This window comes from Paenibacillus agaridevorans (assembly GCF_003112455.1).
Classification (GTDB): Bacteria; Bacillota; Bacilli; order Paenibacillales; family Paenibacillaceae; genus Pristimantibacillus; species Pristimantibacillus agaridevorans.
The window spans coordinates 100927-116472 of sequence record NZ_BDQX01000196.1; the positions used below are offsets into that span (position 1 = coordinate 100927).

Annotated in this window: 13 protein-coding genes; 7 read left to right on the forward strand and 6 right to left on the reverse strand. The window is 53.8% G+C overall.

Going from position 1 to position 15546, the window contains the following annotated elements; all coding sequences use genetic code 11:
* Positions 1–319: hypothetical protein (locus PAT3040_RS38080; protein WP_219930298.1), on the forward strand; the 319-nt coding region annotated here is incomplete at its 5' end.
* Positions 320–618: 299 nt separating this feature from the next.
* Here PAT3040_RS38080 and PAT3040_RS18965 read toward each other — a convergent pair.
* The 3 genes from PAT3040_RS18965 to PAT3040_RS18975 form a co-directional block, all read right to left on the reverse strand.
* Positions 619–1023, reverse strand: coding sequence for a carboxymuconolactone decarboxylase family protein (locus PAT3040_RS18965; protein WP_108993955.1), 405 nt, complete (start codon positions 1021–1023; stop codon positions 619–621).
* A 105-nt stretch (positions 1024–1128) separates the two neighbouring features.
* A complete protein-coding gene (locus tag PAT3040_RS18970; protein ID WP_108993956.1) occupies positions 1129–2772 on the reverse strand; it encodes a thiamine pyrophosphate-binding protein in 1644 nt (547 codons plus the stop codon).
* 14 nt (positions 2773–2786) lie between these two features.
* The gene (locus tag PAT3040_RS18975) at positions 2787–5021 is read right to left on the reverse strand and encodes a putative bifunctional diguanylate cyclase/phosphodiesterase (protein ID WP_087565947.1); all 2235 of its coding nucleotides are present in this window, start codon (positions 5019–5021) and stop codon (positions 2787–2789) included.
* 442 nt (positions 5022–5463) lie between these two features.
* Between PAT3040_RS18975 and PAT3040_RS18980 the strand changes: the two genes are divergently transcribed.
* Positions 5464–7038, forward strand: a complete 1575-nt coding sequence (locus PAT3040_RS18980; protein WP_108993957.1) for a histidine kinase N-terminal 7TM domain-containing diguanylate cyclase — start codon at positions 5464–5466, stop codon at positions 7036–7038.
* A 456-nt stretch (positions 7039–7494) separates the two neighbouring features.
* Here the strand turns inward: PAT3040_RS18980 and PAT3040_RS18990 are convergent, their stop codons facing one another.
* Entirely contained in the window at positions 7495–8277 is a 783-nt protein-coding gene (locus tag PAT3040_RS18990; protein ID WP_087565944.1) for a sporulation protein, read from the reverse strand.
* A 192-nt stretch (positions 8278–8469) separates the two neighbouring features.
* On the opposite strand from PAT3040_RS18990, the gene PAT3040_RS18995 reads away from it, so the two are divergent.
* The 5 genes from PAT3040_RS18995 to PAT3040_RS19015 all read left to right on the forward strand — a co-directional run bounded on the left by PAT3040_RS18995 (position 8470) and on the right by PAT3040_RS19015 (position 13059).
* On the forward strand, positions 8470–9153 hold the full coding sequence (locus PAT3040_RS18995) for a response regulator transcription factor (protein ID WP_246608762.1): 684 nt from the start codon (positions 8470–8472) through the stop codon (positions 9151–9153).
* Complete coding sequence (locus tag PAT3040_RS19000) at positions 9150–10580, forward strand: sensor histidine kinase (RefSeq protein ID WP_108993959.1); 1431 nt, start codon at positions 9150–9152, stop codon at positions 10578–10580. The genes PAT3040_RS18995 and PAT3040_RS19000 overlap by 4 nt, the downstream gene beginning before the upstream one ends.
* Positions 10581–10680: 100 nt before the next feature.
* A complete protein-coding gene (locus tag PAT3040_RS19005; RefSeq protein WP_087565942.1) occupies positions 10681–11601 on the forward strand; it encodes an ABC transporter ATP-binding protein in 921 nt (306 codons plus the stop codon).
* A complete protein-coding gene (locus tag PAT3040_RS19010) occupies positions 11598–12308 on the forward strand; it encodes an ABC transporter permease (RefSeq protein WP_108993960.1) in 711 nt (236 codons plus the stop codon). Before PAT3040_RS19005 ends, PAT3040_RS19010 begins: the two co-directional genes overlap by 4 nt.
* 1 nt (position 12309) lies before the next feature.
* On the forward strand, positions 12310–13059 hold the full coding sequence (locus PAT3040_RS19015) for an ABC transporter permease (protein ID WP_108993961.1): 750 nt from the start codon (positions 12310–12312) through the stop codon (positions 13057–13059).
* A gap of 120 nt (positions 13060–13179) precedes the next feature.
* Here PAT3040_RS19015 and PAT3040_RS19020 read toward each other — a convergent pair whose 3' ends face one another.
* Positions 13180–13737 carry an NUDIX hydrolase gene (locus PAT3040_RS19020; RefSeq protein ID WP_108993962.1) on the reverse strand — a complete coding sequence of 186 codons (558 nt, stop codon included), beginning with the start codon at positions 13735–13737 and terminating at the stop codon, positions 13180–13182.
* 39 nt (positions 13738–13776) lie between these two features.
* On the reverse strand, positions 13777–15546 hold a 1770-nt coding region (locus PAT3040_RS19025), incomplete at its 5' end, for an ABC transporter ATP-binding protein (protein ID WP_108993963.1).

Below are 15546 nucleotides of genomic sequence, written 5' to 3' on the forward strand. Positions count from 1 at the left end.
GCGCTCGGACTATTATAGCGAATATATCCGCTTTATTCGGCTGAGCCGGGGGCGCTCGGACTATTATAGCGGATTTATCCGCTTTATTGGGCTTTGCCGGGGGCGCTCGGACTATTATAGCGGATTTATCCGCTTTATTCGGCTGTGCCGGGGGCGCTCGGACTATTATAGCGGATTTATCCACTTTATTGAGCTGAGCCGGGGGCGCTCGGACTATTATAGCGGATTTATCCGCTTTATTGAGCTGAGCCACAAGGTTGTACTGCTAACGGACAGGAGCGTCACTATTTTTCGAATAAATGATGTTTCTAAAATCTAACGGACACACGCGCCTCTATTTGCACCATCCGAGCGTTTTTTTGCTGTAATTCGGCCATATAACGGCGCTCCTGTCCGTTAGAATATGAACCTTAAGCAAAACAGGCTATTAATGTCTCGTGAGTCCGTTAGCTTCAGGACCGGTCCCTTTTTTATAAGTGTAATTCCGTTCATTATCCTCATTTGAAATATTATCTTATTTTGAAAAAAAAGCTGCCGCATCACAGATGCGGCAGTCATAATTATTTCACAACATATTTTTTAAAATATAGCTCCAGTATTACATCGACTGGACGATCCTCAGTCAACGATTTCGCTCTCGCCTGGCTTGATGCCGAGCTCCTCGAATATGCGCATGGTCACGAACAAGGCGCTGATCGACTTGGGGAATCCCGCATACGGCAAACAATTCATAATGGCCTCTATAATTTCATCGGGCGTGAGCCCTGCGTTCAGTCCAGCGTGAATGTGGAAGTCCAACTGCGCATCGGAACCGGATGCGATCAAAGCGGAGATCGCGACGAGCGACCTCTGCTTGTGATCGAGGCCCGGCCTGGAATAAATCATGCCATACGGGAAAGATACGATCATATTCGCGAAATCCGGACTAAATTTCTTCACTTTCTCAACCGTTGCTTGCAGCATATCCGGGCCAACCATCTTGCTCAGCGTCTCGATTCCTTTGTCATACGCCTCCGAATTCATCGTACTCCCCCTTACCTATCTTTAAATAAAAACTTGCATCATGTGATACGCGAAACCCTGCATACATTCGCCCATCCATCTATATGTCGGCCGTTACAGCCGAATTTAGGCCATCGACAACAGGCGCGTCAAGATCGGCGGGATTTCCAGCGGATCGACCATCACTTCGATTACGGTCGGTCCGTTCGCGGTTAGCGCCGCCTGAACGGCTTCACGGATATCTCTCGGGTGGTGGCAGCGATAAGCCGCTGCTCCCATCGACATCGCGAATCCGCTGACATCGAGGGGATGCTCGTATACAGCGCCTACGGAGCGGCCCGTATTGTAGGACATCCCCTTATCCACCATGTCCAGTCGGCCGTTGTTCAAAACAAAAAAGATAACGGGTACGCCATGGCTGACCGCCGTCGATATTTCGGTTCCCTGCATCAGGATGCAGCCATCGCCGGTAATACAGACGACCGGCTTATCCGGCTTCGCAAGCTTCGCGCCTATGGAATAACCGATTGCGGCGCCCATTGCAATAAATACTTCATCGAAGTAGAAGGTACCCGTGCAAGGCATATCCAGATGCTGCACGGCATAAAAGGAGTGGCTGCCCGCATCTCCGAACATAATCGCATCCTCGGGCAACGAAGCACGCAGCGCGCGGAACGATTCCCCTGCTTCCATCGGGACGCGCTGGTAACGCTCCGGATCATAGCTGGGCAGCGGCTTCAATTTGTAATCGTCCGGTCGGCCTTTGGCGCCGGCCGTATGTATGACTTGACTCAGGTTGGCCTTTAAGTCGCCAAGCACGATCTCCGTATATACATCCACCGACTTGCCCGCGAACGTCAGATCATATTCGAATTGCAGCATATGCTTTGGCTTCATCTCTTCCGTAAAACCAGACAACTGCATGTCGCACAGCTTGCTGCCGATGACGATCATCAGATCGATTCCGGATACCATATAGTCCATCGCAGTTGGCGACCCGCCCAGCCCATAACCTCCATGGTACAAGGGATGGGTTGTCGGGAATGCGCTCTTGCCTCCTGGTGCGGTAACGACGGGAATACGCCAATGTTCGGCGATGATACGAATCTCCTCGAACGCTTCCGCCGTAACTGCGCCTTTGCCGAGGAACAACACGGGACGAGCTGCCTCGTCCAGCATCGCGACCGCCCGATCAACGCTTCGGGCGATCACCGGCGATGCGTAGTCCGGCATCATAACCTGGAAGTCCTCGATCTCTTCCATTAATACATCAAACGGGATGCAGAGATGTACTGGCCCCTTCTCCCCATGATAGGCTCTTTCGATAGCATGTCTTAGATATAACGGGAGCAGATCCCCGCGTTCGACCCTTGCGCTAAACAGTGTAACCGGCTCGAACATCTTTACAAGATCCATGCCGAATTGGCTGGAATCCTGACTGAGCGCCTTGCCTGTATCCTGCATGGAAGGTTGTCCGGTAATAAACAGCACGGGAACCCCGAATTCCTTGGCCTGCCCGGCGGAAGTAATCATATTGGTGCCGCCGGGTCCCGATGTTGCGATGGCTACGCCTAACGAGCCGCTCGCAAGAGCGTAACCCGAAGCCTCGAAGCCGCAGCCCGTTTCATGACGGCCCAGCACATATTGAATTTCCTGACTGTCCAGCTCCAGCATGAGCGGGGATATCGATTTGCCCGGGATGCCGAATACATGCTTTACACCCCAGCGCTTGAAATGTTCTACTATGATCGAATATACCTTTTTTTTCATTTGGTCTCCTTCATCTAATACTCGTAATGGCCATACGGTTTCAAAATACCTTCCATTTGCTCGGCAGGCAGCGGCCGGTGGAAGTAATATCCTTGCACCTCGCGACATCTCAGCCGCTTTAAATAATTTAATTGATCCTCGGTCTCCACGCCCTCCGCGATGACGTCAATTCCCAAGTTGTAGGCCATGGCGATGATAGTAGACACAATGTCGGCGTCGATGGAATCCGTCATAATATCCCTTACGAACGACTGGTCGATCTTAAGCCTGTCAATCGAAAATAACTTCAAGTAATAAAGATTGCTGTAGCCTGTGCCGAAGTCGTCGATGCACACATGGATTCCCAGCTTTTTGAGATCTCCAAGCACTTCGATCGCAAAATCAACATCCATCGTCATCGATTCCGTAATTTCCAATTCCAGCAGCGAGGGATCGAGCCCCGTCTCCAACAGAATTTTCTGCACGGTCTCCACCAGATCACGCTTTAGAAATTGCCTTGTCGACAAATTAACGGAAATTTTCATCGGCGATACGCCTTGATCGATCCATGCCTGATTTTGAAGACATGCGGTTCGCAGCACCCATTCTCCGATGGGCACAATTAATCCCGTCTCTTCGGCGATAGGGATAAACTTGGAAGGCGATACGAGTCCCAGCGTAGGATGGTTCCAGCGCAACAGCGCCTCCGTTCCGATAATATTCCCGGTCTCCAGCTCGATCTGCGGCTGATAATGCAAAACGAATTCATTGTTATGCAGGGCCTTCCGAATGGAGCTCTCCAACGTGAGCTGCTCCATGCCGATACTGCTCTTTGCGGCTTTATAAAGCGCGTAATTGTTTTTGCCCCCGTCCTTGGCCAGGTACATCGCGATATCCGCGCGTTTCATCAGCGTCTCCGCATCTGTCCCATCCTGCGGATAGAAAGCAATGCCGAGACTTGACGTAATGTAGAATTCGTATTCGTCAATCTCGAACGGCGTCTCGAATGCCTTAATGATGTCATCCGCTACCTTGATAATCTCTTCCTGACTTTTTATGTCCTTCACGACGATCGTGAATTCATCCCCGCCCATGCGGGCCACGAAGTGCTTGGAGTTGCGGCAGCAATTTTTAAGTCGTCCAGCGACCAGCTTCAGCAAGGCATCCCCGTTGTTATGACCAAGATTATCATTAATTTTCTTAAAGCTGTCGAGGTCAAGGAACATTAAGCCGAACGGGCTGCGCTCGCCTTCTTGCGAGTCCAGGAGCTTCGTCAGATGCTGCGTAAAGAAGCGGCGATTCGGCAAGCCGGTCAAATCGTCGTGGTAGGCGAGGTGATTAATCTGCTTCTCGGCCTTGGATCTCTCCGTGATATCGCGAAATTGAGCAAAGGCTCCCATAATCAGGCCCTTCTGGTCATAGATCGGGAAGGCGTCGAACAGGCAGACAAGCCGCTCGTCTTGATTCTTCTGCTTAATGCTGATCTCCATATCCTCATAGACAATGCCGTAATGGAGAACCTCGTTAATGTATTGGCTAATCTTAAGCTCGACGATCGACTTGTGAAGCACGTCCTGCTTCTTTAGATCCGTAATATACTCGGCGAACTGATTATATTCGGTAATTTTGCCCTCGCGGTCGGTAATGATGATGCCGTTTCTCGTCGTCTCGATAACCACTTGATTAAGAATATGTAGTCTTCTGTTCTGCTTTTTGAGCAGGAGCTCGCGCTCGATGGAATCTACCACCGTGCACAACATCGCCAGCAGGAACGGATTATGCTGATCGATCGTCGTCATTATGGTTATCGTGCCTAAGAGGCTGCTGACATCGGTGTGTTGGAACGGTACGGAATAACAAGCACTTTCTTCCAAAAAGTGAAAGTAATGATCCCTCCCGATCAACTGGAACGGCTCTCGATGATCCAGTGCCAGGTTTATACTGTTCGTACCTGCTTCTTTCTCCGTGAAGACAAGTCCGATCTTGATGCCGGACTGGCTGACGATGGTTTTGATCGTCTCGTCCCCGGCCATCTCCAGAATACATCCGTTCTCATCCGAGATGAGAATCAGCAGTGGCAGCCCCTTCATGAGCTCCAGCATCTTGTTGACAAAAAAATTAATGACGGACAAAATCTCCTCGTACTCCATGCGCTTGCTCGCGAGCTCCGCTTCTGTCAGTATAGTCGTGAACGCCGGCACGACCTCGGGGTTAATGCCGAGCAGCTTGCACCTGTTTTGCGATTGCCGCAGCCAAATCTCGTTATCCATCTTGTTCCTCGCTTCCAACCATCCATCTATGAAATCACAAGGTGAAACGGCTGCGCCATCGTTGGGCGGCGAAGCGCGTTTCATTCCGAGAATTATAGGTCAAGTATAGTGAAAGCATATACTTTCCTATAATTTAAAAAAACATAATCTATGAAAAAAGCCAGCCTCATAGACTATGCAAGGTTAGTCGATCTGGCTGACGTTAGGCAATGAGTAATAAGGGATTTATAGACTATTTGAACTTGTACTTACACCTTTTATCTATTTTACTTCACGGATTGTCAACGTTCAACAGTAATATGCAGGAATTTGCAGGAAAATTGGGGATTTGGCGATTTTCTCAAAAATGCCGACTCGAATACTGCGCTTTTATTTGTTTCGTCGAACGCGTCACCTGTGATACGATAAAAAAGACAATGATCACGAATGGAGGACTTCCTTCATGCAGCTGGATTTGACGCCGTACATCTCGTTGATTACGACCTCGGGCGTGCTTAATACCTTCCTGTGCCTATATGTCTTTTTCAAAAAAAGAGAATTCCCCGAAGCCCGGCTGCTAGTCTGGTGGACAGCCCTGCAATCGGTCTATATCTTCGCCTTCGCCTTCGAGCTTGCCAGCGATACATTGGAAGAAATAAAGAGATGGGGCGTCGTGGAATATATCGGCATCGCCTTTACGCCCGTAGTGGGACTGCTCCTTATCATGCGTTATATTGATTGGAACATATCGAGAAGAACAGCTCGCGCGATGTTTATCATACCGGCCATTACGTTCCTGCTCGTCGCAACGAACGAAAGTCATCATCTCTTCTACAAGGATGTTTACCTCCGTTCCGATACGCCCACGCCCATGGCCGACATCGTCATCGGTGACTGGTATATCGTACATGGAGCCTATACGTTCGGTTGTCTGTTCGCTGGCGCCATCCTGCTGCTCAGGCAGTGGTTCAAGACCAAAAAAACCTTCCGTATCCAATTGCTCACTTTGCTCTGCGGACAGAGCTTGCCCATGATCGGAGCCTTCCTCTATCTGATCGGCGCTACGCCATATGGCGCGGATCCCGTACCGTTTATTCTCAGCATCACCTCGGCCCTGTATATATGGGCCATTCTCTCTACGCGCCTCCTCATGATAGTGCCCATAGCCAAGGAAAATATATTCGAGAGTATGAGAGAAGGCGTCATCGTGCTCGACCGGTCGGGACGTCTGATCGATTATAATAAAGCGGCTTCCCGGATGATTCCCGCGCTCCGCAGAAGCTTGCTCGGCAAAAGGCTTGTCGATATTTGGGAAAATCTGACCGGCTTGCCGCACTATGGACTTAAGCGGCCGGGAGCAGATGAGACGGTACAGGAGCTGCAGTGGGAGAGCGGCGGCGTCCTTTCGATTTACCAGGCCAAATTATCGATCGTTCGTGGCCGGGGCGGCGATGTTATCGGAGATCTGCTTATGCTGGTCGATGTTACAGAACAGAAGCGGCTTGAGGAGCAGCTTCGTCATATGGCTTATTACGACGGCTTGACCGGCATCTATAATCGAACGCAGTTCATCATTCGCGCCAAGGAACAGCTCGAGCTGTCCGCTTTGCGGGAACGCCCGACCTCCGTCATCCTGTTCGATATCGATAACTTCAAAGCATTCAACGACTCGTACGGTCACGAGACGGGCGATGATGTGCTGCGCCATGCAGCCGCCGTCTGCCAGCGCGAGCTGAAGCCGGACATGCTGTTCGCGAGATATGGCGGCGAGGAATTCGTCGTAGCGCTTCATGGCGAGTTGCCGGAGAGCGCGGACTTGATCGCGGAGCGGCTGCGGATCGCCCTGTCCGGCAATACGCTGGACACCCCAGCACACGGAAGCCTCACCGTGACCGCCAGCTTCGGCGTCGCTTCCTCGATGGACAGCGCCGCAAGTTTGGAGACACTCCTAAGGGAAGCAGATGCTGCCCTGTACGAAGCGAAGCGAGGCGGACGCAACCGGGTTTGCCGCTATCAAGGACGTTTGGCGGCGACTTAGACAGTTAAACAGGCTGACGCCGCACTTTGGCGGATCAGATCACTTCCAATATGAAACGGCTGTCGTTGCACTTTGGCGAAAAAAAGGGCTCGCATGAACGCGAATCAGCGGTTGCGCGGACCTTTTTCCATTACGTTGTTTACACTGTGGCGGCAAGTTATCCAACTCTCCTGAACCATTTCGGCGACAAGCTTGCAACGAGTCGGAACCATGGGACGGGATGGGGCGTAACCGTGCAAGATATTCCATAGGCGTTAATAACGACTATGGAGCTTCGATTGGCAGCAAAAGCATCATATAGACGTTAATAACGACTATGGAGCTTCGATTGGCAGCACAAAAGAGCTGTCCAATAGGATCGATGAATGGTAATTGTACATCATCGACCCTGAGACAGCTCCTATACTAACTTCGCATTCTACTAACTTCGTTTTCTACTAACTTCGCCCCGGCAGCTTAATGAGAATAACGCGATATCACATTGTTGAGAAGAGAAGCCACGTATTGCGGTCCTTGCGCAAAATCGGCTTCTTTGACCACGACCTTTACAAAGCTTTCGTCCGTATCCATAGCTTCGGCGAACAAACCGAACAGATTTTTTGCACGACGGTCAATCTGCAGCAGCAGCTCCAGCTCGCTGCCTCGATTGCGCAGGAACACGAGCTCCACCTCGTCCAGCTGTCCGCGATAAGCACCGCCGTACGGCACCCATTCGAACTCTTGCACGAACGGAGAAGAGTCTCCGATTCGAGGCGCGTAGACCGTTTCCGCTTCGCGGAGCTTGAAGCCCAGCGATTCGATCGCCTGCAAAACCATGTGCATAGGCTGGGTCGGCACAACTTCGATATAATCGTTGTCCGTCGGATCAACGGAGGAGCGAATATCCGCCGACGTCTTGATCCACACCGGCGATCTGCCGATGGACAGCGGCGTATTGGGAGCCAGGTAGAAGCTGAAACCGATTTCCCTGTTTTCGCCCGCGCGCACCGTTACAGGCGGAGAGACGCGTACCTTGCCAAGCTCCACGTTCTGCTTCAACTTGCTATCGTTCACTTCTTTGATGTAATAAGTCATGATGGACAAATCAATGCCTTCGATCTGCTGATCGACCGAACCTCCATAAATGCGTACCACACCGCGCACCTCGTCGCCGGGACTATAGGATGTGCGCTCCAGCAGCGTATCCACCTTCGCCGCCCCAATTCCCACGCTTGCCATCATGCGGTTGAACAATGACATGGAATCCACTCCTTCTCGTATCATTACCTCATAACCAACTATTACGAAACACCCTAGCAAATGGTATCAGCAACATCATAACAAATTTTCACAATTTGTGTACGGTTACTTGAACAGACTTTCCATCAGGCTTTCGCGGCAGGGAGTCTTCGTATATAATTTTCGAAAAACGGGTGCGAGGGGACGATCGACTTGACCACTAACTCCATTAAGTTGCTTTATATCGAGGACGACACGGAAATAGGAGAGCTTGTAACGGAGCAGCTCCGCTCCAAATCATACGAGGTGAAATGGCTTAAAAGCGGCGAGGAGGCTTTGCGTGAAGCCGAGGGCTGCAGCTTGGTCGTGCTGGACGTCATGCTGCCCGGGCTTGACGGCTTCACGATCGGACAAAGACTGAAGAAAGCGAATCCGGATCTGCCTATCCTGATGCTGTCTGCTCGAACGTCCATCGATGACAAGCTGCAAGGCCTTGAATTCGCGGATGATTATGTGACCAAGCCATTCCATCCCGACGAATTGTCGGCCCGGATCGAAGTGCTCCTCCGCCGCGGCGGAAGACGCTCCAGCGAACCGACCAAGGTAAAGCATCTGCTTGTTTATGAGGCAGAAAACCGGATCGTGCATGCGGATACCGGAGAAGAGCTCGCCCTCGGGGGCAAGCAGTTCCACATCTTTATGTTTCTGTTCCGCCATCTGGGGCAAATTCTGACCAAGGAGCAAATCTACGAGGCGGTATGGGGCGAGTCCTATCTGGATGGAGATAAGACGCTAATGGTGCACATCCGGCACTTGCGCGAGAAGATCGAGAAGGACCCCGCTTCGCCCGAAGTCGTCGAGACGATTCGCGGGCTGGGTTACCGGGTACGGGCATGAACAAACGCAACGATTCGCAAGCTCCCGTACGCAAGTCGCGTCTCCTGCCTGGCTCGCTGCAGGGACAATATTTGATCATCGTGCTGGCCGCATTCCTGTTCATTCCCGTCATAATCCCGCTTGCCAGTCTCACCTATACCATCGTTCAGTGGAGCTCGAAATCAGATATGGAGAGCGGCGCCAAGTATGGCGGGACGTCTGGTCTTTTGTCGGATTGGCATGCGCATGCAGCCAATATGGAAGGCAAGTCGGATGCGGCCATCGACGAAGCTCTCATCGAGCTGAAAAGACGCTATCCCGAAGCCTCCATGTTCTGGGTCGACGCAAATGGCGCGACAAGGAGTCAACTGCCGCCTCAGCTCGATATTCCGGCGCAATGGACGCCGGAGGAGGCCATCCGGTTTATGAAGGCAAGCATCGGGAAAGATCCCTATACGGTCATCGCTTTCCTCGGCAAGGAAAATGCCGGTTCTTCCTTTATGACGATCCGAATGCCGCGCGAAGCGATCTCCACGGGCAATCCGAACGGCTCCGGGACGCCGTATTACATCGCCTTCGTCTTTGTCATGTTCTCGGTGTTCGTAGCCATGTCGCTCTTGTTCTTCCGCCACATCCGCAGACGGCTCCTTCGCCTGCAATCCGCTATGGCGCGGCAGGATGAGCACGGCATCCCGGAACCCGTCGCGATCAAGCGCTGGGACGAAATCGGAGCGCTGGAATACTCCTTCAACGGCATGGTCGCCCAGCTCAGGGACAGCCGGCAGCGCCAGAGCGAAGAAGAACAGCTGCGCAAGTCGCTCGTCGCGAATTTGTCGCATGATCTGCGCACTCCGCTCACGATTATGCAGGGGCATCTCTACCAATTGCGCGAGGAGCCGCTTAGTCCGAAGGGGCAGCAATCCGTATCGGTCATGCAAGGCAAGGCCGAAGGGTTGGGCGAGCTTATTGACAACCTGCTTGCCTATACGCTCATGACCAGCGGGCGCTATAAGCTGACCCTGGAGGCTGTTGACATCGTCCGGCTGGCGAGAGAATCCGCCGCAAGTTGGTATCCGCTCTGGGAACGGGAAGGTCTCGAGGTCGACGTTCGGCTACCCCATGAGCAGCTGATATGGCAAGGCGATCGCGCGGGCTTGCAGCGCATGCTGGACAATTTGTTCCAGAATGTCGTTCGCCATGCCCGGGATGGCGGTTATATCGGCTTAGCGTTGGAGAAGCGGCACGGACGGCCATGCCTCGTCTTCTCCGACAAAGGCCGGGGTCTGAACTCCGAATCCTCTGCCACAGGGGCGGGCGTCGGACTTGCCATCGTGGATTATTTGGCCGACAGCATGGGACTTGTCCGCGAAACGGCAAGCTCGGAGGAAGGGACGCGGGTGTATCTGTACGAAAAGACGAAAGCGAAGGACGAACGCGGCTTTTTTTAAAGAGGTCGTTCAATTTGAACTCGCATTTAAACGAAATTTAACCTTCGCCGTACACGGGACTTAACCTTGAGACGTTAATCTGGATCTCGAGGTGATCGACTTGAAAGAATGGATAATCGAGACAAGAGGTCTCGGCAAGAGGTACAAGGGGCGCTACGCGGTATCCAACCTGAATCTGCAAATCGCAAAAGGGGAAATATACGGTTTCCTGGGGCCGAACGGCGCGGGCAAAACAACGACGATCCGCATGCTGCTCGGTCTGATCAAACCATCGGGAGGGTCTATTCGGATCTTCGGGCGACCGCTGGAGAAGGACCGGCTGTCTATTCTACGGAAGGTCGGGTCGCTGGTGGAATATCCGTCGAACTACGGACATCTGACCGCCGTTCAGAATCTCGAGGCGATTCGCCGCATCATCGGCGTGCCTGCGAGCCGAATCGATGAGGTTCTCGCTATCGTCGGATTGACGAAGGAAGCAAAGCGCCCGGTTAAAGGATATTCGCTAGGCATGAAGCAACGCCTGGGTATAGCGAGCGCTCTGCTCGGCAACCCGGAGCTGCTCATCCTGGATGAGCCCACCAACGGCCTCGACCCGTCCGGCATACTGGAAATTCGCGAGCTGATCAAGGAGATGCCGCGCCAATACGGCATTACCGTGCTCATTTCCAGCCATCTGTTGAGCGAAGTGGAGCAAATGGCTAGCGTCGTCGGCATCATTCGTCGCGGGGAGCTGGTGTTCCAGGATACGATCAACAGCTTGCGTACGCAGTCGCAAAGCGCCGTCACGCTCCGCGTCTCGGAACGCGAAGACGCCTTGGGCGTGCTGGCGAGCCGCGGTATCGAAGCCGCGATCGGCGCGGGCGACTCCACGCTGTCGCTCGGCAGCGCCGGAGACGCCGCCGTAGCCCTGGCCGTCAAAGAACTGGTGCAATCCGGCCATGCCGTCTATCGAGTGGAAGAAGATCGCAAGACGCTGGAGAAGCTGTTCCTCGAAATCGTCGGGGAGGATGGAAGCCTATGATCGTTCAAGCGATAAGATCCGATCTGCTCAAGATCAATGGCAAAGGACTGTGGTTCCTGACCTTCCTCGCCCCGGTCGGCTTAATCGCGATGCAAGGGCTGAATTACGGTCTCCGTTACGATTATATGATAAAAGCCTACGCCGGCGATCCCTGGGGCGGCCTGCTGGACAATATTTTGATGTTCGTTCCCATCGCGCTTTTGATGGGCATTACCATTCTGAGCTCCATGCTGGCCAATGTCGAGCATCATACAAGCGCGTGGAAGCAGTTGCTCGCGCTGCCGATCTCGCGATACGCGGTGTTTGGCTCCAAATTTGCCATCGTCGCGTTGCTGCTTGCCGTTGCCAGCATCGTGCTCGCACTCGGCTCCTTCGGACTCGGCTTGCTGCTCGGCTTCGATGCGGCGGACTTCCCCGTGACCGATGCTATAAAGCTGGCGGCTTATCCCTATCTGGCATCCTGGACGCTGCTGACTCCGGTGCTGTGGATGTGCGTGACTTACCGCAACCAGTCTCTGCCGATCACGATCGGAATCGTTGCCGCCTTGATCTCGGTGTTCCCTCTCTCGGAGTGGGTGCCCACCAACTGGCCGCTTGCTTCCTATAAGGCAGAGAACGGCGAAACCTTCGTTCTGGCCGGGCTAATCATCGGACTTGTGATTTTGCTGCCGGCTGCCGTCCACTTCAATCGAAAGGACGTGAACTGAGATGGGATTCCGTTCTTTCCTGGGGCTGCTCGGCGCTGAACGATTAAAGCTTAGCCGCTCCTTGATCTGGCTGCTCGTCCCCATTAGTCCGCTGCTGGCCGCGCTTATCGGCGCCATGTCGAATTTGACGGACGTACCGGAAGCATCGCGATACGATCTGCTGCAATCCACCGTCTTCATGCTCCATGCCCTGCTTCTGATGCCCATTTTGACAGGCATCTTCTCCTCCTTCGTTTGCAGATACGAGCACAGCGGGGGCGGATGGAAAGCGACGCTTAGTCTGCCGGTATCGCGCACCGCTTTGTATGGAGCCAAATTCTTTATGGTGGCTGCCTTGCTTGCCGCCGTGCAGCTTGTCATGATCGGCGCGTTGCTCGCGGCATCCGCCGTACATGGGATTACAGGCAGCATCGACTGGCAATCGGCGCTCGTCTCCCTCCTAACGGGCTGGCTTGCCTGCCTGCCTCTCGCCGCTTTGCAACTGTGGGCTTCCATCGGCTGGAGCAGCTTCGCCGCGCCGCTGGCCATCAATGTAGCCATGACGATTCCGAACATTCTGGTCGTCAACTCCGACAAGTACGGACCGTTCTATCCATGGGCACAGCCGGCGCTCGGCATGCTTGTACAAGGCGGCGAGCAGAATTTCGGAGCCTTTAATCTGCCCCTCGAGAATATTCTCGTAACGGTAGGCTGCAGCTTCGTGTTGTTCGTAGCGGGCGGACTTCTTTATCTTCATCGCAAAGAGATTTGATTGTTGCGGGCGAAATCGCGGAGAACGCTGACGTAACACGCGCGAGTCAACAACATCCCGTTCGCGGGCAGAGAAAAACCGTCAGGATTGATCATCCTGACGGTCCTTTGCGTTTGAGTCCTACACCCGAAACAACCCGTTGCCGTTCAGCGGGACGATGGGTGCCACGTCCTTAAGCAATCCCGCCGATTGACCGCGGAACGCGATATCGGCCAGCCATCTGGTAAACGGCGCGACGTTCATCTCCGCCATCTCCTCAAGCGTAAAAAAACCTGCGGCATCCACCTCGTAGTTATCTGGCCGCGGCTCGCCGCCGACATAGTCCATGGCAAACGCGATGTAGACGTTGTGAATGTCCCTCGGCTGATCGCGCAACGCAGCGACGCCGGTAACGACGGCCTCTATGCCGCTTTCCTCCATCACCTCGCGCACAATCGTTTCCTCGATGGGTTCCAACTGCTCGATGTAGCCGCCGGGATTGGTCCAAAAACCTTTGCCCGGATTTTGCGCGCGGCGGACGAGCAGCATTTTGTCGTCCTTCTTCACGAGTGCCCCGACGCCTATGCTATAGCTGCCCCAGTGCACGAAGCTGCATGTCGTACACGCTTGTCGCGAATGACCGTCCATCTCCCTGTATTCCATCGCGCTCCCGCAGGCTGAACAAAACTTCACTTCCACTCCCATACCTTCTCCCCATGTCTTGGATTATTACTTTCACTATGTTTGCACATTTTTGAACTGTTGGTCAAACATGCCGTAATATACGCCTCGCCGCTCCATCAGCGCGTCATGCGTCCCTTTCTCCTGAAGCTTGCCCCGGTCAATGACCATGATCGCATCGGCGTCCCGGATCGTATTAAGCCGGTGCGCGATAATAAACGTCGTCCGGCCCTTCATCACCTTGAGCAGCGCTTCCTGAATATGCAGCTCCGTCCGCGTGTCGATGCTGCTGGTCGCTTCGTCGAGGATGAGAATCGACGGCTTAGCCAGGATGACCCTGGCGATCGCGAGCAGTTGTCGCTGCCCCTGGCTCAGATTGCCGCCGTTCTCGGTCAGCTCCGTACCGTAGCCTTGAGGAAGCCGCCGAATAAAGGCATCGGCATTGGCCATCCGCGACGCCTGCAGCATTTCCTCCTCCGTCGCATCCGGCTTCCCGTACAGAATATTGTCCCGGATCGTGCCGGAAAACAGATACGTATCCTGCAGCACGATGCCAAAGCATAGGCGTAGGCTCTCCCTCGTGTAGTCCCGGATATCGCGGCCGTCGATCAGAATGCGGCCGCCCGTCACATCGTAAAAGCGCGTAAGCAGATTAACGATGGTCGTCTTGCCCGCTCCCGTCGGGCCTACCAGCGCCGTGCTGCTCTCTTTTGGCGAATCGAAGCTGACATTGTTCAAGATAGGGACATCCTGGCGATAACCGAAGTTGACATTCTCGAATACGACATGCCCTTTAGGGTTAGACAGAACGATAGCGCCAGGCGCATCGGGCTCCTCTTCTTTTTCGTCCAGCACCTCGAACACCCGCTCCGCGCCCGCTACGCCTGACAGCAGAACATTGTAGATTTGAGCCATCTCGTTAAGCGGACGGACAAACTGCCGGGAATAACCCACGAAGCTCGCGATCAGACCAACGCTAAGATGTCCGTTGACGGCCATCACGCCGCCGACGATTGCGATGGTGGCGATCCCGATATTGTTAATCACGCCGAGGAGCGGCATCAGGAAGCCCGACCAGATCTGCGCTTTGAGCGACACCTGAAGCAGCTTGCCGTTCACTTCCTCGAACTGCTGAATCGACTTGGCCTCGTGATTGAACGCCTTTACGACCTGCAAACCCGTAATCGTCTCTTCGATATGACCGTTAAGCTTGCCCAGCTGCGCCTGCTGCTCCTTAAACAGCACGCCGGTCCGGCTCGTCACAAATTTCGCAAGCAGGTAGACGAGCGGCACCGTGATCAGGGTAGCGAGCGTCAGCAGCGGGCTTAAAACCAGCATCATGATAAGCGAACCGACGATGCCGATGAAGCCCGACATCAGCTGCACCGTCGATTGCGATACCGTATTGCTGACGTTGTCGATATCGTTCGTCACCCGGCTCATGAGCTCGCCGTGCGATCTGGAATCGAAGAACCGCAGAGGCAGCTTCTGCAGCTTGCCGAACAGCGAGCCTCGCAGCTGCTTTACCACACGTTGGGACAACCCTGCCATCAGCCAGCTCTGGAGGAAAGACAACACGCCTTCGCTGACATATGCAGCAACTAGAACAAGCAGAATGATTTCCAGCAGGCCGAAATCGACGCCGCCATCATCCGCCGCGCTCATGGCGTCGATGGCTGATCCAATCAGATAAGGCGCCGCCACAGCCAGCAGGGAAGTCGCAATGACGAATGCGAAGATAAGAATAAGACGTTTGCGCTCGCTGCCGAAGTAACGCCAGAGCCGAAGCATCGTCGCTCGCATTTGCTTCGGCTTGACCGGCTTTCC

Bases quoted from the DNA above. Each gene is read 5' to 3' on its own strand.
- PAT3040_RS18965 (WP_108993955.1), bottom strand. From the start codon at position 1,023: ATGAATTCGGAGGCGTATGACAAAGGAATCGAGACGCTGAGCAAGATG.
- PAT3040_RS18970 (WP_108993956.1), bottom strand. From the start codon at position 2,772: ATGAAAAAAAAGGTATATTCGATCATAGTAGAACATTTCAAGCGCTGG.
- PAT3040_RS18975 (WP_087565947.1), bottom strand. From the start codon at position 5,021: ATGGATAACGAGATTTGGCTGCGGCAATCGCAAAACAGGTGCAAGCTG.
- PAT3040_RS18980 (WP_108993957.1), top strand. From the start codon at position 5,464: ATGCAGCTGGATTTGACGCCGTACATCTCGTTGATTACGACCTCGGGC.
- PAT3040_RS18990 (WP_087565944.1), bottom strand. From the start codon at position 8,277: ATGTCATTGTTCAACCGCATGATGGCAAGCGTGGGAATTGGGGCGGCG.
- PAT3040_RS19000 (WP_108993959.1), top strand. From the start codon at position 9,150: ATGAACAAACGCAACGATTCGCAAGCTCCCGTACGCAAGTCGCGTCTC.
- PAT3040_RS19010 (WP_108993960.1), top strand. From the start codon at position 11,598: ATGATCGTTCAAGCGATAAGATCCGATCTGCTCAAGATCAATGGCAAA.
- PAT3040_RS19015 (WP_108993961.1), top strand. From the start codon at position 12,310: ATGGGATTCCGTTCTTTCCTGGGGCTGCTCGGCGCTGAACGATTAAAG.